Genomic DNA, 20,168 nt, shown 5'->3' with positions numbered 1-20,168 from the left:
CCGTCGGTGGTACTGCCCCATGAACGCCAAGCGCCCTGCCTGCGCGGCGCCCGCCCCTGAAGTGCCCGCGCCAGCCGCCAGCCAGACCTATCAGTATTGCAACCTCGAACACACCGAAGTCGCCAGCACAGCCTTGGCGGAAGAAGTGGCGTTGGCGATCGCTTACAACGATATCAGCCAGGCCGTGATGCTGGTCACGCCGACGGATCTTGAAGACTTTATTGTGGGTTTCAGTATCGGCAGCGGCATTATCGCCGACGTTAGCGACATCTATGACCTGAAACTCAGCGGCTCCGGCTCGGCCCAATACGCACAGGTGCAGATATCCAGCCGCGCCTTTTGGAACCTCAAGCAGCAGCGTCGCCAACTGGCCGGCACCAGCGGCTGCGGCTTGTGCGGGGTCGAAGCCGTCGAGCAAGCCTTGCCCGACCTCCAGGTATTGCCCGGCGCGCCATTGCCGCCCGCCGAATGGCTCGATGGCCTGCGCCAGCGGATCAGCGCATTTCAGCCCCTTGGCCAGTACAGCGGCGCCGTGCATGCGGCGGTGTTCATGAACGGGCAGGGCGAATTGCTGCTGGGCCGCGAAGACATCGGACGGCACAACGCGCTGGATAAATTGATTGGCGCCCTGATCCGCCAAGAGATTCCGACCGACGGCGGCCTGGCGATTGTTACCAGCCGCTGCAGCCTCGAACTGATCCAAAAAGTGTTGCGCGCCGGCATCCAGACCCTGGTCAGCCTGTCGTCGCCCACCGGCCTCGCCCTGCAATGGGCCCGCCGGCACAACCTCAATCTCATCCACCTGCCGCAGAAAAATGCGCCGCGGGTTTACAGCCCTGCGATGGAGAACCAGCCATGAGCCAACATCACCAAGCCGACCAAACCCCAACCCCGCGCTACAAGCCTTACAAAGGCCCGGCCGGCGGCTGGGGCGCACTGATCAGCGTGGCGCAGGCCTGGCTGACCAGCGACAACGCGCTGAAAAACCTGCGCATGATGCTCAAGACCAACCAGAACGGCGGCTTCGACTGCCCCGGCTGCGCCTGGGGTGACTCGCCGGAAAGCGGCATGGTCAAGTTCTGCGAAAACGGCGCCAAGGCGGTGAACTGGGAAGCCACCAAGCGCCGTGTGGACGCGGCCTTCTTCGCCAAGCACAGCGTGACTGCCTTGCTGGAACAAAGCGACTATTGGCTGGAATACCAGGGCCGCCTGACCGAGCCGATGCGCTACGACGCCGAAACCGACCGCTACACACCCATCAGCTGGGAAGCGGCGTTCGACCTGGTGGGCAAGCACCTCAACGCGTTGCCCAACCCGGACATGGCCGAGTTCTACACCTCGGGCCGCGCCAGCAACGAGGCGGCGTATCTGTATCAGTTGTTCGTGCGCGCTTACGGCACCAACAACTTCCCGGACTGCTCGAACATGTGTCACGAAGCCAGCGGCGTGGCCCTGGCTCAAAGCGTAGGCGTCGGCAAAGGCACCGTAACCTTTGACGATTTCGAACATGCCGACGCGATTTTCGTCTGGGGCCAAAACCCCGGCACCAACCACCCGCGTATGCTCGAACCGCTGCGCGAGGCGGTGAAACGCGGCGCTCAGGTGGTGTGCATCAACCCGCTGAAAGAGCGCGGCCTGGAACGCTTCCAGCATCCGCAACACCCGCTGGAGATGCTCACCAACGGCGACAAACCGACCAATACGGCCTACTTCCGCCCGGCGCTGGGTGGCGACATGGCCATCTTGCGCGGCATGGCCAAGTTCCTGCTGCTGTGGGAGCGCCAGGCCCAGGCCGAAGGCAAGGAGGCCGTGTTCGACCACGATTTCCTCAACGAGCACACGGCCAACGTGCTGGATTACCTGGGCAAGATCGACGACACCTCGTGGGATGAAATTGTCGAGCAGTCGGGCCTGACGCTGGTCGAGATCGAGCAAGCGGCGCGCATGTACGCCAAAGGCAAGAACGTGATCATGTGCTGGGCGATGGGCATCACCCAGCACCGCCACTCGGTGCCGACCATCCAGGAAATCGCCAACCTGATGCTGCTGCGCGGCAACATCGGCCGCCCGGGCGCGGGCCTGTGCCCAGTGCGTGGCCACAGCAACGTGCAGGGCGACCGCACCATGGGCATCAACGAACGCCCGCCGGTGGCATTCCTGGATGCGCTGGAGCGTCGCTTCCAGTTCCAGGTACCGCGCGACAACGGCCACAACGTGGTCGAAGCGATCCACGCCATGCTCGAAGGCCGCTCCAAAGTATTTATCGGCCTGGGCGGCAACTTCGCCCAAGCCACGCCGGACAGCCCGCGCACCTTCGAGGCACTGCGCAATTGCGACCTGACCGTGCAGATCAGCACCAAGCTCAACCGCAGCCACCTTATGCACGGTAAAGATGCGTTGATCCTGCCGTGCCTGGGCCGTACCGACATCGATATTCAGGCCGATGGCCCGCAAGCGGTGACGGTGGAAGACTCGTTCAGCATGGTGCACGCCTCCAATGGCCAACTGCAGCCGCTGTCGAAATTCATGAAATCCGAGCCTGCGATTCTCGCCGGTATCGCTGCCGCAACCCTGGGCAGCAAGCCGGTGGACTGGAACTGGCTGGTGGCCGACTACGGGCGCATCCGCGACCTGATTGCCGACACGATTCCAGGGTTCAAGGACTTCAACGAGAAGATCAAGAATCCGGGTGGCTTCTACCTGGGCAACGCGGCCGGTGCACGCCGCTGGAACACCCCGTCGGGTCGCGCCAACTTCCGCCCGAACATCCTGCCCAAAGACCTGATCCACGAACGCACCCACGCCACCGGCAAGGTGCCGGACCTGATCATGCAATCGATGCGTTCCCACGATCAGTACAACACCACCATTTATGGCCTCGACGACCGTTACCGCGGCGTGAAAGGCCAGCGAGACGTGCTGTTCGTCAACGAAGCCGACATCATCCGCCTGGGCTTCAAACCGGGGCAGAAGGCCGACATCGTGTCGCTGTGGGAAGACGGCCGCGAGCGCCGTGTGAAGGGCTTTACGCTGTTGGCGTTTGATATTCCGGCGGGTCAGGCTGCCGCTTACTACCCGGAAGTGAACCCACTGGTGCCGCTGGAAAGCACGGGCGATGGCAGCCATACACCGACGTCGAAGTTCGTGGCGATTCGCCTGGAAGCGGCAAGTGACAATGGCTTGATCATGGCGCGCTCAGCCTGAGCAGAACCCATTGTGGCGAGGGAGCTTGCTCCCTCGCCACAAGGTTACGGTGCCCGCACTTTTACTCGGGCACAAAAAAAGCCGCTTTTGCATAAAAGCGGCCGTTCCGAAGTAGTAAGAGACTCACAAAAACCACTTAAGTTCCCCATACAAAACAGCAACTTAGCAAATTGTATACAACTGCTGCCACCGGTCGGATTTCGATTGTCAGCGTCTCGATACAACCTCAGGATCGCGCCGTCATCCTCTTGAGGTCTCTCTATGAAGTTCTCCTCGATTCTCTTGTTGTCCCTTGGCCTGGTCAGTGGCGCAGCCATGGCCGGTGGCACCACCGAAGCCGGTGTGGGCGGCGCATTGGGCGGGGTTCTGGGTTCGGTTGTCGGCCAGCAAATTGGCGGCAACACCGGTTCGGCCATCGGCGCAGCCCTGGGCGGCGCGGGCGGCAGCGCAGTCGGCGCTGACAAACGCAGCCGTGGCGAAGCCGCCATTGGTGGCGCACTGGGCGCAGCCGGCGGCAACGTAGTGGGCCGCAGTGTCGGCGGCAGCACCGGCAGCCTGATTGGCGCAGCTGCCGGCGGCGGCGCAGGTGGCGCGCTGGGCAACTATATGGGCAACAAGAGTGATGACGACGACCGTCGCTATCGCGGGCGTGATAACCGCCGTTATGACCGTGATGACCACCGTGGCCGCGGGCATGCCTATGGGCATCGCAAGAACAAGCATCACCGTCATCACCGGTAAGCCAGCGGTCTAAAGCACAGCACAAATCCCTGTGGGAGCTGGCTTGCCTGCGATGGCAGTGGGTCAGGTTTACAAATGTCGCCTGACACTGCGCAATCGCAGGCAAGCCAGCTCCCACATTTGATCTTAATGGTTCACGAGATCGGGGTCAGACCATCAACCGCTCCAACGCCTCGCGCAACAGCCCCGGAATCATCACTGGCTGGTTCGACGCCCGATCCACAAACACATGCACAAAACGCCCCGCCGCGCAGGCGTCTTGCTCGCCGGCCTTGAACACCGCCAGCTCATACTGCACCGAGCTGTTGCCCAGCTTGCCCACCCGCAAGCCGATTTCGATGCGATCCGGAAAGGCGATCGACGCGAAATAATCACACGCCGAACTCACCACAAACCCCACCACCTCGCCGTCATGAATATCCAGCCCGCCTTCTTCAATCAGGTAGGTATTCACCGCCGTGTCGAAGAAGCTGTAGTAGGTCACGTTATTCACATGGCCATACACATCATTGTCGTGCCAGCGCGTGATGATCGGCTGGAAGTGGAGGTAATCCCCGCGTTGAGGCATTGAATCAGGCATGGGCAGGTCTCGCGAATTCAGGTTCAGAGGTCATTCAAATGGGCGTCGGCCCAGTCGCGCACGTCAGCGTACGGGTAGTCTTCCAGCGCAGCAAAACCCGGAATGCCCCGCGCTTTCAGCCGGGTGAACAGCGGCACGCTGATACCGCCCAGGAACCGCGTCAGGCGCTCCGCACCGGGCAAATCCCCAGTGGTTTCATGATGCCTGTGGATAAAATCACCGCACAGCCCCATGAAGTTTTTATCCACAAGCGGTGGCAAACCCGGCGGCGGTGGAAGGTGAGCGACCTGGCCGTGGCACACCGAGCAATGTCCACAACGCTGCGGGGCATTTTCATCACCAAAGTACTGCGCCAAACGCCGGCCCAGACAATGTTCGGTGGCAAAAAGATCAAGCATCGCATGAATACGCGCCACCTCGCCCACCTCGTGCTGCTTGAAGCCTGTGTATAACTCGGCGCTCAGCGCCTGTGGATCAAAGTTGGTATCGAGCAAGCTATAGACCTCGGTCATCTGCTTGCTTTCCAGCTCGATCAAACCTTGTTCCTGAAAGTAATCCAACGCTTTGACCACGCGGCTGCGTTCGGCATTGTGCTGCTGATACAGCGCGTCAAAATCAACGGTCGCCCAGGTTCTGGCGCGTTTACAAACCTGGATGATGGCTGCGACGAACTGCTGCCGCTCACCGGAAAAACGAGCCAGCAACGCCTCGGGCTCGATCAGGTATTTAAAGCGGTATTCGGCATAAAACGCGTAGCGCGGCGCGATCACGCCCTTGAGTTCCAGTTGCACCAGCAGCGTCTTCAACGGCAGCTCGCGGATGTTGCTGTGATCGGACAGCGACTTGAGCAGGAACTCCCACTGCCCTTCATTTTTCGACGCCTGCAATTCCTCCAGCACACGGAGAATGCCCTCTTGCTCCGGCGTATCGCCATACACGAAGTTTTCCAGCACATTCAGGCTGTCGCGGTTGGCCAACACCAGGCAGTCGGAGGGCTGACCATCACGCCCGGCGCGGCCGATTTCCTGGCTGTAGTTCTCGATGGATTTGGGCAGGTCAAAGTGCACCACATTGCGAATGTCGCTTTTGTCGATCCCCATGCCAAACGCAATGGTGGCCACGATGCAGTTAGACCGCCCACCCATAAACCGCTGCTGAATACCCTCGCGTTTGTCGTGTGGCAAACCGGCGTGGTAGGCCTCGGCCTGAATGCCATTGCGGTTCAGGTGCTCGGCAATCTGCTCGGCGGTTTTTTGCAGGGTGACATAGACGATGCTCGGCTGATTGACGCGCTCGCGCATCCATTCGATCAGACGCCGACGCTTGTCCACGCCGGCCACCGGCTCAACCAGCAGGTTGAGATTGGCGCGGTAGAAGCCCGTGGTGATCACATCGCCCGGCGCAATGGCGAACTTGGCCTGCATGTCGGCGATTACCTTGGGCGTCGCTGTAGCCGTCAACAGCAGCGCTTGTGGGATATTGAACTGACGCTGGTAGTCCGGCAGCTTCAAATAATCGGGCCGGAAGTTGTGGCCCCACTCGGAAATGCAATGTGCTTCATCCACCACCAGCAGCGAGATCTGCACACTTTGCAGGAAGTTACGGAAGCGCTCGTTCTTCAAACGCTCCACGGAAATCATCAGGATTTTCAGCTCACCCGACCGTGCGCGGACCATCACCTCATTGGCGTCTTCACGACTCTGCGCCGAATCGATACTGCCCGCCGAAACGCCGTGGCGCTGCAAGAAACCCAACTGGTCCTGCATCAGCGCCAGCAAGGGCGAGACCACCAGCGTCAGGTGCGGCAGCAACACCGCCGACAGCTGATAACACAGGGACTTGCCCGACCCGGTAGGGAAAATGGCGGCCGCCGAACGACCGGCCAGTACTGCGCTGACCGCCTCTTCCTGGCCCAAACGAAACTGTGGATAACCAAAGACCTGTTGGAGGGTGTTGTGCATAAGCTGTCACTCCATTGACCGCTGAGTTGGCTCAAAAACATAGCCCGGAACACTCAGCGAATCGAGAAAGGTCGTGAGGAAAAAAAGAGACAGGATGATACACAGGCTGAAGGATGGCCCAGGGCCGATGTGGGATTCTTCAGGCAATTTCGTGAGATGAATACAATTCAATTGTGGGAGCTGGCTTGCCTGCGATGACGTCCTTTCCGGCTGTGTTTCTGTACCTGAACGACTGCCATCGCGGGCAAGCCCGCTCTTAATTTTTTTGGTTCTGCGTCACGGCTAAACTACTGGCTCTGCGTTCGATCTTTATCTCGCCTGCAAGCTGAAGCATTACGCTACAATCAAGCCTTGCGACCCAGGAGTACGCTGCAATGAGCGAACCGACGTTTGAGCAAAAGAAAGATCATTACCGCAAGATCCGCCGTTCCAATTACCTGGCCAGCCTGCGCCTGGAAGGGTTCGATACCCAACCGGCTGACGTCGACAAACCGTTGCCGACTCGCGAAGCCGTCCTTGCCAAGTACCGCAAAACCCAACACTGATGCTCGACAAATACGGGGTGGGCCAGGATCCGTACTGCTATCCCGGTAGCGCCGTCCTGCGCAACCGACTCGATTTGCGCGAAGCCAGAAAGGCGACACCCTGTTTTGCACCCCGGAACGCATTCCGCCTGAAGCGCTGAAGATTATTAGGCAAATGGAGCAAGCCCACTGGTTTGTCGGTGCGACCCAGGATGCGCTGGTAGTGCAGATTGCCGAAGCCTACGGCGACCTCAACGTCATCCACCCCTTCCGCGAAGGTAACGGCCGGGCACAGCGGATTTTGTTTGAGCAGATCATCGTAAATGCTGGATTTTCGGTGGACTGGTGGCTGGTGAAAGATGCCGCGTGGATCCCGGCAAATATTGACGCGGTGGCATGTGATTATCGTGGATTGGAGGCGATTTTTGAGCGCTGTATCAGTAAACCAGCGAGCGCTTGATAGCACCGCCACTCGGTAAACCACCTGTTTATCGCTCCCGATTACGCTCACTCCCAAGGTTTGGCCTCGTCGCTGCCCACTCAGCGAACGTGCTAGGCCTTCTACGCCCCCACTTCAACGACACCCACCCTCTCGTCATCGACACCGAAGCCACCGCCGAAGACATCCAGTGCGCCGCACACCAGCCACATAGCTAAAACTGTGGGAGCGGGCTTGCCCGCGATGGCAGTCGTTCAAGTATAGAAACACAGCCTGAAAGAACGCCATCGCAGGCAAACCGGCTCCCACATTTGCCCGGTTTTCTCCAAAAAATCGCGGCCGACCCTGAATTGCGGGAGCACCCTGTAAGAAACCGTCCAAAGCAGCGTCATACCCTTCCCAAACTGCTTAAAACACCTGCTCTACCCACTACATATTTCACCTTCGCCTGGCTGAAACTAGTGTTCTCTCAATGCATGTCTACACGGACGAGACTTAGTCATATGGCCCTGTATCTTCAATCCGCCTTTTTTCTCCTGACGTATTTGATGCTGCATTATCAAATCAAAGCCCCCCTGTTCAGACAACGCATCGCAATCACCTGTCTCGCCACAGGGTTGACGATGACTTGCCTTCTGCCCGACGTGGCAATCATCCTCAGAATGCCTTTGTTGCCTGCCTTCATATTCTTGATAGGCTTGGCACTCTTGATCACCCGCAACACATACCGCCGACAACGCAACCCTCGCCCACTTCTGCGTGCCCCGACCATGAACCTGGCCCCCAATTTCCCCGAAGACCCCGCGATGCAGCAGCTTCTGCAATTACTGCACGAAGAAATCGGCCTGCCGAAACACAAGACCATTCGCCTCGACACGTCGCTCAACTTCGACCTCGGCTGCGACGGCGCCGAGGCCAAGTCGTTTATGGATGCACTGGAGCAGGACTTTGCGCTCGACTTGGGCGATTACGATGCTTATCGCTACTTCAAGCCGCCGGTATTTGATGTGTTTCTCAAGCGTCGCGCCAAAGGCCGTGGCGATAAAGTCCCGCTCACCATCGGCATGTTGTACCTGGCGATTAAAACCCACAGCTGGGATACGCAAACATTGGAAAACCTCAGCTAACCCCAAGGCACACTGAGATCCAAATGTGGGAGCTGGCTTGCCTGCGATAGCATCACCCCAGTTTGGCCTGCCCCACCGAGGCGCCCGCATCGCGGGCAAGCCCGGCTCCCACATTGAAGGCGGGGAGCCGAGCCGTGTTGGTGCAGTTGTTTTGCATATTCCCCACTCACTTTCGCGCACAAAAAAGCCGCCCCTGAGGGCGGCTGTTTTTTACGACAACCGAACCTTACAACTTAGGCCCGGCAGCCTTGATCGCATCGCTCACTTCAAACTTCTTGAAGTTCTCGATGAACAGACCCGCCAGCGCCTTCGCCGCTTCATCGTAAGCAGCCTTGTCAGCCCAGGTGTTGCGTGGGTTCAACAGACCAGTTTCTACGCCCGGCACAGCCAATGGCACGTCGAGGTTGATGGTGTCCAGGTGCTCGGTTTCAGCACCGACCAACGCGCCGCTCTGGATCGCAGCGATAACACCGCGAGTGGTCGGGATGTTGAATCGTTTGCCGACGCCGTAGCCGCCGCCGGTCCAGCCGGTGTTGACCAGGTAAACCTTGGAGCCGAAGCCGCGGATGCGCTTGATCAGCAGCTCAGCGTATTCGCCAGCCGGGCGCGGGAAGAACGGTGCGCCGAAGCAGGTGGAGAAGGTCGACTTGATGCCGCCGCCGGAACCCATTTCGGTCGAGCCCACCAGCGCGGTGTAGCCGGACAGGAAGTGGTAAGCCGCTTGCTCTTCGCTGAGGATCGACACTGGCGGCAATACGCCGGTCAGGTCGCAGGTCAGGAAGATCACAGCGTTTGGCTCGCCGCCCAGGTTCTTCTCGGAACGCTTGGCCACGTGCTCCAGCGGGTAGGCCGCGCGACTGTTCTGGGTCAGGCTGACGTTGGTGTAGTCGGCGTGCTTGGCGTCGTCGATCACCACGTTTTCCAGCACGGCGCCGTGCTTGATGGCTTTCCAGATGACCGGCTCGTTCTTCTCGGACAGGTCGATGCACTTGGCATAGCAACCGCCTTCAATGTTGAACACCACGCCTTCGCCCCAGCCGTGTTCGTCGTCACCGATCAGGTAACGGCTCTCGTCGGCCGACAGGGTGGTTTTACCAGTGCCCGACAGACCGAAGAACAGGGTCACGTCGCCTGCTTCGCCGATGTTGGCGGCGCAGTGCATCGGCAGCACGTCGGACGCCGGCAGCAGGAAGTTCTGCACCGAGAACATGGCTTTTTTCATTTCACCGGCGTAACGCATGCCGGCGATCAGCACTTTTTTCTGTGCGAAGTTGAGGATCACGCAACCGTCGGAGTTGGTGCCGTCACGCTCTGGCACGCACTCGAAGTTGGCCACGTTGAGCACTTGCCATTCTTCACGACCGGCCGGGTTGTACTGGGCCGGGTTGATGAACAGGCAACGACCGAACAGGTTCTGCCAGGCAGTCTGGGTGGTCATTTTCACGGCCAGGTAGTGGTCTTCTGCAGCCCCTACGTGGACATGGGAAACGAAATGCTCTTGCGCGTTGTTGAATGCCTCGACGCGAGCCCACAGGGCGTCGAACTTGTCGGCCGGGAACTTGCGGTTGATCGGGCCCCAGGCGATGGAAGCCTGGGTGGAAGGCTCTTCAACGATGAAACGGTCGACCGGCGAACGGCCAGTACGGTGACCGGTTTCGACGACCAGCGCGCCAGTATCGGCGAGCACGCCTTCACCACGCTGCAGGGCTTCTTTAACCAGATCGTCGACACTCAGATCGGTGTATACGGCGTTGTTGGCTTGCGTCATGAGGTTCCCCGTCGGCCTAAGGCCGAGTGCTCCAAACGTTTTGTAGTAGAAAGTTGCGCACTACTACCGCGAAAAAAGTGGGCCGGATTATGCCAGAAAAGCCCAAAAAGAGTAGGGCCCTCCCGTCAGAACTGCGCTAATCCGGCGTTTGTCAGGTGATTTACCTGTGCTTAAACGTTTTAGTGGCGGGTGTCGGAAGGGGTGTCGATGCCGGCGCCGGCAAATAATTGGGCTACATCGGCTGCATCGAACAGGTAACGCTGGTTGCAGAACTGGCAATCGATCTCGATATGGCCACCATGTTCCACCACCAGGTTCTGTGCATCTTCAAGCCCAAGGCTCACCAGCGCATTGCCGGAACGCTCACGCGAGCAGCTGCAGTGGAAATGCAAACCTTGTGCGTCAAACAGGCGCACAGCCTCTTCGTGGTAAAGGCGGTGCAGGATGGTTTCGTTGTCCAGCCCCAGCAGCTCTTCAGCTTTGACCGTATTGGCCAAGGCGATAATGTGCTGCCAGCTTTCGGCGCGCTCATCGTCGTCCTTGATGCGGTCGGCTGGCAGTTGCTGCACCAGCAGGCCCCGGGCGCGCTTGCCGTCGGCGTTGAGCCAGAACTTGGTACCCACTTGCTGGGACATCACGAAATAGTTGGTGAAGCAGTCCGACAGAGTCTCGCCGTCGAGGTCGACGATGCCCTGATAACGCTGGCCTTCGGTCGGGTCGACAGTCAATGCCAACACGCCGTTGGGCATGAGGTCCGACAGGGTGGCGTCCGGCGCGATCTGGTCGGCCTCGTAACGGGCCAGACCACGGATTTCGCGCTCGCTGGAGCACTCGATCATCAGCAGCGGAATCGGGCCTTCGGAACGGGCCTGCAGAATCAGCAAACCATCGAACTTCATGGTGCCCACCAGCAGCGCCGCCGCCGCCATCAGCTCACCGAGCAGTTGCGCGACCGGCTCCGGATAGGGGTGCTTGGCGAGGACTTCGGCATAGCTGCGCTCCAGCGAGACCAGTTCGCCGCGGGCGTCGCTCTCGTCGAAGATGAAGCGTTGGGTGAAGTCGGTATCCGGTAGATCAGTCATAGGTCTGGGTATCTGAATTGATGACAAATTGATTACAAGGTTTATAGAATTGAACGCTTTAGCACCAATTTGGTGCGGTTTTCTAAAGTCGTGGGGGACAGTTTATGAACAATCCGGGTTTGTTCCAAGCCAAGTGGAACCTCGGGCGATGGGCCTTTTGCAATCTACTCGCAATCGGGCTGCTGTGTTTTTGGCTGTGGCCCACGGGCCAGATGCTGTGTGTGATTTTCGACGAATGGCTGTTTCATCTGCTCAATGACCCGCTGGCGAGTAATTCCACCTGGCTGCATGTGTGGGCTGTGGCCAGCTTGCGGCCTTTTGATGCCGTGGTCGGTGTGATTCTGCTGGCGTTGCTGATTCGCGGCGACTGGGTCTTCAAAGCGGTGCAGGTGCGCCAGGCGTTTTTCGGATTCTTCGGCATTCTGTTGCTGCTGCTGTTTATCCGCATGCTGTTTTCCAAACTCGCGGCACAGATGGGCTGGCAACACAGCAGCCCGTCGATGGTGATCAGCGGGGCGATTCATATGAGTGAGTATTTCCCTCGCCTGGAGAAAACCTGGGAGTTGAAGGACCGTTCCAGCCAGAGTTTCCCGGGTGATCATGCCTCCGTCCTGCTGATCTGGGGGATGTTCATGTCCGTATTTGCCAAGCGCTTCACTCAGGTTTTGGTGATCTGGGGGCTTGCGCTGTTGTTCATGATGCCGCGCCTGGTGGCGGGAGCACATTGGGGGCAGGACGACTATATCGGTGGCGTACTGCTGGCGTTGCTCGCGCTGGGGTGGGGCTATTACACGCCGTTTGCGGCGAAGGTGTCGGGTGGGTTGTTGCGGGTGACGGCGCCAGTCTTCGCGCTGCTCGGCAAGCTGCCAGTCATCGGGCGTTTAAGCGTGATGCGCACAACGGCGTAACACCTCGGTCTTAATGTGGGAGCTGGCTTGCCTGCGATAGCGTCACCTCGGTATTACAACTACACCGAGCCGCCTGCATCGCGGGCAAGCCCGGCTCCCACACAAGCCCGCAAACATTTTGATCTCCTTTTGGGAGAAGATTTGCCTCATTAATCATCATTGCCGCTGCCGCGAAACTTGAACAGGTCGCGGCGTTGCTTCTTGCTCGGTTTGCCGTCAGTGGTCAGGCCCGTAGCACCGGCTTTGCGCATCGCCGCCGCATTTTCGCGTTTGGCGATGCTGGCTTCGGTCTCGGCGTACAGCGTTTGCGCTTCAGGCGCGCCGCGGCGCACGATGGAAAGCGCTTGTACCACGACAGTTTTTTCGTCAAACCCTGTACGAATCTGAAACTCATCGCCGACACGCGGTTCCTTGCCAGGCTTGCAGCGCTCGCCGCGATGGTGCACTTTGCCGCTTTCGATGGCGGCCTTGGCCAGAGCACGGGTTTTATAAAAACGCGCTGCCCACAACCACTTGTCCAAACGGACCTTTTCTTCCTCTTCCTGCTTTTGAGCCACTTGAATTCCTCGCTCTGAAAAATGTCGCAACTTTACCGTTGAAACCCTTCGACGCATAAACCTCAAGGCTCACCTAAGATACGCCAGACACCCCGGATTTTGCGTGATTTTCCATCGCGCTCACTGTTTGACGAAACCCGAGAGATATCTGTCGCCATTTGCCGAATATTCTGCGTGAATACCGCGAAATCGGCGCCGAACCTTCGATGAAGGTTTGGGGATTGTCACAATCCATGCGCAGTTGGACGTTACTGTCCTCGACGACTACGACACATTTCTGAATGGCCGGTTACCCATATTGAAGACATTTGACCATTTGACCGTTGTGGGTCTGCGTGAGTGGGTGGCACTCCCCGATTTGGGAGTGGCAGGCCTGCGCGCAAAGATCGACACCGGCGCCAGCACCTCTAGCCTGCACGCCACCGATATCGAGCCGTTCGAGCGCGACGGTGAGAAGTGGGTGCGCTTTACCGCGCACCTGGGCAGCGTGGTGCAATTGCGTCACCGCCGCTGCGAAGCGCCGCTGGTGACGATGAAAACCATCAAGAGCTCCAACGGCCATGCGCAGGTGCGCTACGTGATCAGCACCACTCTGGCGCTGGGTGATCGGGTGTGGCGCGTTGAGTTCACCCTCGCCTGCCGCAAGGCCATGCGTTACCGCCTGCTGCTGGGCTCCAAGGCGCTGATTGACGGCCAGTTGGTGGTCAATCCGGGCGTCAAGTACGTTCAAGACAAGCCGGTGTTCCCGGTCTCCACTATTTCTGCCCCAGGTGCTGCATGAAGATTGCTGTGCTGTCGCGAAACCCGCGTCTGTATTCCACCCGCCGCCTGGTCGAGGCCGGCACCGAGCGTGGCCATGAAATGGTGGTGATCGACACGTTGCGTGCCTATATGAACATTGCCAGCCACAAGCCGCAGATCCATTACCGGGGCAAACCACTGGAAGGCTTCGATGCGGTGATTCCACGTATCGGCGCTTCAGTAACGTTTTATGGCTGCGCCGTGTTGCGCCAATTCGAAATGATGGGCGTATTTCCCCTGAATGAATCCGTTGCCATTGCACGCTCGCGGGACAAGCTGCGCTCGCTGCAACTGCTGTCACGCCGGGGCATCGGCCTGCCGGTCACCGGGTTTGCTCACTCACCGGATGACATCCCCGACCTGATCGAAATGGTCAATGGCGCGCCGCTGGTCATCAAGGTGCTGGAGGGCACTCAAGGCATTGGTGTGGTGCTGTGTGAAACGGCCACCGCAGCAGAGTCGGTGATTGAAGCCTTTATGGGCCTCAAGCAGAACATCATGGTGCAGGAATACATCAAGGAAGCCGGCGGCGCGGATATCCGCTGCTTCGTGGTAGGCGACAAGGTGATCGCGGCGATGAAGCGCCAGGCCAAGCCGGGTGAGTTCCGCTCCAACCTGCACCGGGGCGGCAGCGCCAGCCTGATCAAGATCACCCCGGAAGAACGCATGACCGCCCTGAGAGCTGCCAAGGTAATGGGGCTGAGCGTGGCCGGTGTGGATATCTTGCGCTCCAATCACGGCCCGCTGGTGATGGAGGTGAACTCGTCGCCGGGCCTGGAGGGTATTGAAACCACCACCGGCAAGGATGTGGCGGGGATCATCATTCAGCACCTGGAGAAGAATGGCGGGCCGAATATGACGCGGACCAAGGGCAAGGGCTGATACACAGCAGCCTTCGGAACAACGCAAAACCCATGTGGGAGCTGGCTTGTCGGGTCGCCGCACCGCTGCGATGGCATTACCTGGGTATCACGGATACACCGAGGTGTCCTCATCGCAGGCAAGCCAGCTCACACAAAAGCCAGCTCCCCAATTTGGTTTTGGGTGCTTGTCAGACCGCATCTCGGGGCAGCATCAGGCCAAGCGGCAGCCGCACCCGTGCTTCCAAACCACCTTCTTCCCGGTTGCGCAGTTCCACATTGCCGCCGTGCATCGAAGCAATCCGCCGCACAATTGCCAGGCCCAGCCCGGTGCCCTTGCCGCCACGGGCACGGTCTCCACGGGTGAAGGGGTTAAAGATGCCCTCAAGCTCCTCAGGGTCGATCCCCGTGCCACGGTCCATCACGCTCAATACCACGTAAGGCGCAGTGCTGTCTCCAGACACATAGGCGGCCACTTCCACATCCGAACCCGCGTGATGCAAGGCGTTGCCGATCAGATTGTTCAGCAGGCGCTTCATCGATACCCGACGCAACGCAAACGGCTGGATAGGCTCCAGGCGCATACGCACCTGCTCGCCATTCTGGTTGTAGGGGGCTACTACCTCGCGCACCAGATCAGTGAGGTCGACCTCTTCCACCACCTCATCGCGGCCATCACGGATAAACGCCAGGAACTGGTCGAGAATCGCGTCCATGTCTTCGATGTCGCGCACCATGTCATCCGTCAGGTCGTTATGGTTGCCCATCAACTCCAGAGACAGCCGCAAGCGCGTCAGGGGCGTGCGCAAATCATGGGAAACCCCCGCCAACATGAGCTCGCGCTCGCGCCCGGCCTGTTCGACGTCTTCCGCCATCTGGTTGAAGGCACCATACACCTCGGTCATTTCACTCGGCGTATCACTGACCGGCAAACGCACACTGCGCCCCTGCCCCAGTTGGCGGGCCGCGAATACCAGCCGTTTAAGCGGTTGATTGAGCTGGCGGACGAAAATCCACGCGGAGGCGGTGGAAAGCAAACCAATGGCCAGGAACCAGCCCAAGACGTTCCAGATTTTCTGGCCCCGCAGCGGATGCGGGTACAGCGGAACCTTCAGCCAGTCCTGCCCCAGGCTCGGTGCGCGCACCCACAAGGCAGGCGATACATGCATCCGCAGCCGCACCTCGGTGTCTTCACCCAGTTCTGCCTGCATCTGACGTTGGTAAATTTCGCTGTAGGGCCAATGTTGCTCGCCCTCCGGCACGCCAGCGCCCGCCACACGAACCAGGGTGGCGGCTTTGGCGATCTTTTCGCGGTTCTCGGGGTCGGCTGCCCAATAGGCACGCAGCGTGAGGGCTACGCCGTGGCTGTATTGCCGGTCCACCAGCACGTCTTCGTTCATCAACAGATAAACCAGCGTGAGTGCCTTTGAGAACAGAACGACGATCAGCACCAGCCAAAGGGTGCGGGAGAAAAAGCTTTGCGGGAACCACAGCGGGGTTTTCATAGGAGACAGCTGGACACCTTGCAGAAACGAGCGGCGCTCGCAGAATTGCAGAAGGCGGGCATCACGTCGACTCGCGTGGAATCAAACGTCAGGATGCCCGCCCCTGCAAATCATCGATCACTTGGTAGCGGTGCCGTCCGGCACAAATACATACCCCACGCCCCATACCGTCTGGATGTACCGTGGCTTGGACGGGTCCGGCTCGATCATCCGGCGCAGACGGGAAATCTGCACGTCGATGGAGCGCTCCAGTGCATCCCACTCACGGCCACGGGCCAGGTTCATCAGTTTGTCGCGGGTCAGCGGCTGACGGGCGTTCATCACCAGCGCCTTGAGCACCGCGAACTCGCCGGTGGTCAGCATGTGCACTTCTTCGCCGCGTTTTAGTTCGCGGGTCGCCAGCGACAATTCGTAGTCGCCAAACGTGACGCTTTCGTCTTCGCTGCCTGGCGCGCCGGGAACTGCCGGTGCCTGGCGACGCAAGACGGCCTTGACCCGAGCCATCAACTCGTCAGGGTTGAACGGCTTGGCGAGATAGTCATCAGCGCCCAGTTCAAGGCCCTTGATGCGGCTCAGCTCATCGCCCTTGGCGGTGAGCATGATGATTGGAATCTGGTTGTTCGCGCCGCGCAGGCGTTTGCAGGCGGTGAGGCCGTCTTCGCCGGGCAGCATCAGGTCGAGCACGACCAGGTTGAATACTTCGCGTCCCAGCAGGCGGTCCATCTGCTCGGTGTTCGGCACCGCGCGGGCACGGTAGCCCTTGGAATTGAAGAAACGCTCCAACAGGCTACTCAGCCCCGGATCGTCATCAACGATGAGAATTTTTTCGCCTTCAGCAGTTTGTGCAGTGCTGCTCATTAGATGCTCCTCTTATCTCGGCGCGCATTATGGCGTAGCTGCCGTTATACGCACCGTGTGCATTGTTAGCAGATTTTTCCTCCAGCGCCACCGAACCCGCGCCCTACAACCACCGGCAAGGTGCCCCCAACCGCAGAACGCTGGTTATAATGCGGCGCCTTTGTGCAGGGCGGCATCAGATATTTCCCGTTCACTGCACGGCTTTTTTTCAATCGTTCTCCGTGACTTTTTCGATTTCGAGGGTCAATAGGCTGCCTCTTGACCCAGGCAGCGGCGCCAGTCGGGCCGCTCAACCAGCCTTGCAAGGCCTTGTTTTCCGGGCCTGTGAGCTGCTTTCAGAATTTCAGGTGGTTTTATGGACAGCATCAACAGCCGCATCGCCGAGGAACTCGGTGTACGCCCGCAACAGGTCGAAGCGGCCGTCGCTCTACTGGATGAAGGCTCCACGGTGCCTTTCATCGCCCGTTACCGTAAAGAAGTGACCGGCAGCCTCGACGACACCCAACTGCGTCACCTGGAAGAGCGCCTGCGCTACCTGCGAGAACTCGACGAACGGCGCATCAGCATCCTCGCCAGCATCGAGGAACAGGGCAAGCTGACCCCGCAACTGGAACGCGACATCAAGCTCGCCGACACCAAAACCCGCCTTGAAGACTTGTACCTGCCGTACAAGCAAAAGCGCCGCACCAAGGGCCAAGTCGCCCTGGAAGCCGGCTTGGGCGAGTTGGCCGACGGCCTGTTCAACGACCCGTCGCTGACCCCGGACGCCGAAGCCGCACGCTTCATCGACGCCGATAAAGGCGTGGCCGACGTCAAGGCCGCTCTCGAAGGCGCCAAATACATCCTCATGGAGCGCTTCGCCGAAGACGCCAGCCTGCTGGAAAAACTGCGCACCTACCTCAAGCAGGAAGCCACCCTCAGCGCCCGCGTCATCGCCGGCAAAGAGGAAGAAGGCGCCAAATTCCGCGACTACTTCGAACACGACGAACCGCTGAAAAGCATGCCGTCCCACCGCGCACTCGCCATTTTCCGTGGCCGCAATGAAGGCATTCTCAGCTCCGCGCTGAAAGTCGGTGACGAGCTGCCGGGCACCATGCACCCGTGCGAAGGCATGATCGGGCAACAATTCGGCATCCAGAATCAGAACCGTCCTGCGGACAAGTGGTTGGGTGAGGTCGTGCGCTGGACCTGGAAGGTCAAGCTCTACACCCACCTGGAAACCGACCTGCTCGGTGAGCTGCGCGACGGCGCCGAAACCGAGGCGATCAACGTATTTGCCCACAACCTGCACGACCTGCTGCTGGCCGCCCCGGCCGGCCCGCGCGCCACACTGGGCCTCGACCCGGGCCTGCGCACCGGCTGCAAGGTGGCGGTGGTCGATTCCACCGGCAAGCTGCTGGACCACACCACCGTGTACCCGCACGTGCCGCACAACAAATGGGACCAGACCCTGGCGATACTGGCCGCCCTGTGCGCCAAGCACGCGGTGGACCTGATCGCCATCGGCAACGGCACCGCCAGCCGTGAAACCGACAAGCTGGCCGCCGAACTGATCAAAAAATACCCGGCCATGAAGATGACCAAGGTCATGGTTTCCGAGGCCGGCGCTTCGGTGTATTCGGCGTCGGAACTTGCCTCCAAGGAATTCCCGGACCTCGACGTGTCGATCCGTGGCGCGGTGTCCATTGCCCGCCGTCTGCAGGACCCGCTCGCCGAACTGGTGAAAATCGACCCGAAATCCATCGGGGTGGGCCAGTACCAGCACGATGTGTCGCAGCTGAAACTGGCGCGCGGCCTGGATGCGGTGGTGGAAGACTGCGTGAACAAGGTCGGCGTGGACGTGAACACTGCCTCGGTCGCGCTACTGGCGCGTATTTCCGGCCTCAACTCAACGTTGGCGCAGAACATCGTCACCCACCGTGACGAGCACGGCGCCTTCAAAACCCGCGCCGCGCTGAAAAAAGTCGCACGCCTGGGCGAAAAAACCTTCGAACAAGCCGCGGGCTTCCTGCGCGTGATGAACGGCGACAACCCGCTGGACGCATCTGCCGTTCACCCGGAAGCCTACCCGCTGGTGCAACGCATTGCCGCCGAGACCGACCGCGACATCCGCTCGCTGATCGGCGACGCCGCATTCCTCAAACGCCTGGACCCGAAGAAGTACACCGATGAAACCTTCGGCGTGCCGACCATCACCGACATCCTGCAAGAGCTGGAAAAGCCGGGCCGCGACCCGCGTCCGGAGTTCAAGACCGCCGAGTTCCAGGACGGCATCGAAGACCTCAAGGACCTGCAACCGGGCATGATCCTTGAAGGCGTGGTCACCAACGTGACCAACTTCGGCGCGTTTGTGGACATCGGCGTGCATCAGGACGGTTTGGTGCATATCTCCGCGCTTTCGGAGAAGTTCATCAAGGATCCGCGCGAAGCGGTCAAGGCCGGCGATGTGGTCAAGGTCAAGGTCATGGAAGTCGACATTCCGCGCAAACGCGTGGGCCTGTCGATGCGCATGAGCGACACCCCCGGCGAGAAAATCGACGGTGCCCGTGGCGCACGCCCGGGTTCGGCGCCGCGTCAGTCGCAAAATCGCTCGGAAGCACCGCGCAAGGAAACCGCCACGGCAGCCCCGAGCAACAACGCCATGGCCTCGCTGTTCGCCAATGCCAAACAGTTGAAGAAACGCTGATGGACATTCCGGCCGGTTTGACCCAGAGCGCCTTCAGCGAACTGATCGGCTGCCGCCTGCAACGCCTTGAAGAAGGCGTTGCCGAGGTGGCCCTGACCCTGGAGCCGCACCTGCGCAACCGCGCGGGCAAGCTCCACGGCGGGGCGATTTTCAGCCTGGTGGACATCACGATGGGGCTGGCGTGTTCCAGCGCCCATGGTTTCGACCAGCAGAGCGCGACCATCGAGTGCAAAATCAACTACATCCGCGCCGTGCAAGACGGTGATGTGCTGTGCACCAGCCGCGTGATTCATGCCGCCCGGCGCACGCTGGTGGTTGAAGCGGATGTGTTCCAGGACGAAAAACTGGTCGCAAAAGCACAAGGCACCTTCGCTGTCCTATAGCTCCCCACCCTCGATTTGAGTTAATTTCGGCGCTGCGAAAGCGGCGTCGGAAGTTTCTTCCTGCGCGATAGCCAGATTCAGGGACTGAAGTCGGCACTTTCAGGGCCAGTTAATTCGGCTCGAAAACCAGGCGATAACGCCAGTTTCAACTTCACCCTTGTAGACCGTCCTGCCCACCCCCATA

Annotated in this window: 17 protein-coding genes and 1 pseudogene; 11 read left to right on the top strand and 7 right to left on the bottom strand. The window is 59.8% G+C overall.

The features are described from left to right. Nucleotides 1-19 precede the first annotated feature (19 nt). The 3 genes from fdhD (at nt 20) to ATI14_RS08170 (ending at nt 3,945) form a co-directional block, all read left to right on the top strand. Complete coding sequence (gene fdhD, locus ATI14_RS08180) at nt 20-859, top strand: formate dehydrogenase accessory sulfurtransferase FdhD (protein WP_016972202.1); 840 nt, start codon at nt 20-22, stop codon at nt 857-859. Next, the gene (locus ATI14_RS08175) at nt 856-3,204 is read left to right on the top strand and encodes an FdhF/YdeP family oxidoreductase (RefSeq protein ID WP_016972201.1); all 2,349 of its coding nucleotides are present in this window, start codon (nt 856-858) and stop codon (nt 3,202-3,204) included. Before fdhD ends, ATI14_RS08175 begins: the two co-directional genes overlap by 4 nt. Nucleotides 3,205-3,465: 261 nt before the next feature. Further along, nucleotides 3,466-3,945, top strand: coding sequence for a glycine zipper domain-containing protein (locus tag ATI14_RS08170; protein ID WP_016972200.1), 480 nt, complete (start codon nt 3,466-3,468; stop codon nt 3,943-3,945). A 148-nt stretch (nt 3,946-4,093) separates the two neighbouring features. On the opposite strand, the gene ATI14_RS08165 is transcribed toward ATI14_RS08170, so the two are convergent. Together ATI14_RS08165 and ATI14_RS08160 are read right to left on the bottom strand one after the other, a co-directional pair. Continuing rightward, entirely contained in the window at nt 4,094-4,525 is a 432-nt protein-coding gene (locus tag ATI14_RS08165; protein ID WP_016972199.1) for an acyl-CoA thioesterase, read from the bottom strand. A gap of 23 nt (nt 4,526-4,548) precedes the next feature. Further along, nucleotides 4,549-6,486 (bottom strand): RecQ family ATP-dependent DNA helicase, encoded by a 1,938-nt coding sequence (locus tag ATI14_RS08160; protein WP_016972198.1) that lies wholly within the window; start codon nt 6,484-6,486, stop codon nt 4,549-4,551. A 374-nt stretch (nt 6,487-6,860) separates the two neighbouring features. Between ATI14_RS08160 and ATI14_RS08155 the strand changes: the two genes are divergently transcribed. The 3 genes and pseudogenes from ATI14_RS08155 to ATI14_RS31905 all read left to right on the top strand — a co-directional run bounded on the left by ATI14_RS08155 (nt 6,861) and on the right by ATI14_RS31905 (nt 8,576). After that, the gene (locus tag ATI14_RS08155) at nt 6,861-7,031 is read left to right on the top strand and encodes a YhfG family protein (RefSeq protein WP_016972197.1); all 171 of its coding nucleotides are present in this window, start codon (nt 6,861-6,863) and stop codon (nt 7,029-7,031) included. Then, nucleotides 7,031-7,470, top strand: a pseudogene (locus ATI14_RS08150) (Fic/DOC family protein). Before ATI14_RS08155 ends, ATI14_RS08150 begins: the two are co-directional and overlap by 1 nt. A gap of 749 nt (nt 7,471-8,219) precedes the next feature. Continuing rightward, entirely contained in the window at nt 8,220-8,576 is a 357-nt protein-coding gene (locus ATI14_RS31905) for a DUF1493 family protein (RefSeq protein ID WP_026083053.1), read from the top strand. 226 nt (nt 8,577-8,802) lie between these two features. Here the strand turns inward: ATI14_RS31905 and ATI14_RS08140 are convergent, their stop codons facing one another. Together ATI14_RS08140 and hslO are read right to left on the bottom strand one after the other, a co-directional pair. Further along, entirely contained in the window at nt 8,803-10,344 is a 1,542-nt protein-coding gene (locus tag ATI14_RS08140; RefSeq protein ID WP_016972195.1) for a phosphoenolpyruvate carboxykinase, read from the bottom strand. Nucleotides 10,345-10,523: 179 nt separating this feature from the next. Beyond that, nucleotides 10,524-11,426 (bottom strand): Hsp33 family molecular chaperone HslO, encoded by a 903-nt coding sequence (hslO, locus tag ATI14_RS08135; RefSeq protein WP_016972194.1) that lies wholly within the window; start codon nt 11,424-11,426, stop codon nt 10,524-10,526. A gap of 104 nt (nt 11,427-11,530) precedes the next feature. Here hslO and ATI14_RS08130 point away from each other — a divergent pair, with 104 nt between their 5' ends. After that, nucleotides 11,531-12,334 (top strand): phosphatase PAP2 family protein, encoded by an 804-nt coding sequence (locus ATI14_RS08130; protein ID WP_016972193.1) that lies wholly within the window; start codon nt 11,531-11,533, stop codon nt 12,332-12,334. A 149-nt stretch (nt 12,335-12,483) separates the two neighbouring features. Here the strand turns inward: ATI14_RS08130 and ATI14_RS08125 are convergent, their stop codons facing one another. After that, nucleotides 12,484-12,891, bottom strand: coding sequence for an RNA-binding S4 domain-containing protein (locus tag ATI14_RS08125; RefSeq protein ID WP_016972192.1), 408 nt, complete (start codon nt 12,889-12,891; stop codon nt 12,484-12,486). Nucleotides 12,892-13,189: 298 nt separating this feature from the next. Between ATI14_RS08125 and rimB the strand changes: the two genes are divergently transcribed. After that, nucleotides 13,190-13,672, top strand: coding sequence for a retropepsin-like aspartic endopeptidase RimB (gene rimB, locus ATI14_RS08120; protein ID WP_005783815.1), 483 nt, complete (start codon nt 13,190-13,192; stop codon nt 13,670-13,672). Beyond that, nucleotides 13,669-14,574 carry a 30S ribosomal protein S6--L-glutamate ligase gene (rimK, locus tag ATI14_RS08115; RefSeq protein ID WP_003187674.1) on the top strand — a complete coding sequence of 302 codons (906 nt, stop codon included), beginning with the start codon at nt 13,669-13,671 and terminating at the stop codon, nt 14,572-14,574. Before rimB ends, rimK begins: the two co-directional genes overlap by 4 nt. A gap of 169 nt (nt 14,575-14,743) precedes the next feature. On the opposite strand, the gene ATI14_RS08110 is transcribed toward rimK, so the two are convergent. Both ATI14_RS08110 and ompR read right to left on the bottom strand, forming a co-directional pair. After that, the gene (locus ATI14_RS08110) at nt 14,744-16,057 is read right to left on the bottom strand and encodes an ATP-binding protein (protein WP_016972191.1); all 1,314 of its coding nucleotides are present in this window, start codon (nt 16,055-16,057) and stop codon (nt 14,744-14,746) included. A gap of 117 nt (nt 16,058-16,174) precedes the next feature. Continuing rightward, nucleotides 16,175-16,915, bottom strand: a complete 741-nt coding sequence (ompR, locus tag ATI14_RS08105; protein WP_003187669.1) for an osmolarity response regulator transcription factor OmpR — start codon at nt 16,913-16,915, stop codon at nt 16,175-16,177. Nucleotides 16,916-17,270: 355 nt separating this feature from the next. Here ompR and ATI14_RS08100 point away from each other — a divergent pair, with 355 nt between their 5' ends. Together ATI14_RS08100 and ATI14_RS08095 are read left to right on the top strand one after the other, a co-directional pair. Continuing rightward, on the top strand, nt 17,271-19,601 hold the full coding sequence (locus tag ATI14_RS08100; protein WP_080520350.1) for a Tex family protein: 2,331 nt from the start codon (nt 17,271-17,273) through the stop codon (nt 19,599-19,601). Further along, on the top strand, nt 19,601-19,984 hold the full coding sequence (locus tag ATI14_RS08095) for a PaaI family thioesterase (protein WP_080520351.1): 384 nt from the start codon (nt 19,601-19,603) through the stop codon (nt 19,982-19,984). Before ATI14_RS08100 ends, ATI14_RS08095 begins: the two co-directional genes overlap by 1 nt. Nucleotides 19,985-20,168: the final 184 nt, after the last annotated feature.

Origin of the sequence: Pseudomonas tolaasii NCPPB 2192 (assembly GCF_002813445.1) — a bacterium.
Classification (GTDB): Bacteria; Pseudomonadota; Gammaproteobacteria; order Pseudomonadales; family Pseudomonadaceae; genus Aquipseudomonas; species Aquipseudomonas tolaasii.
Note: the sequence above shows the minus strand (reverse complement) of the source record. Positions and strands in the feature narration are given on the sequence as shown.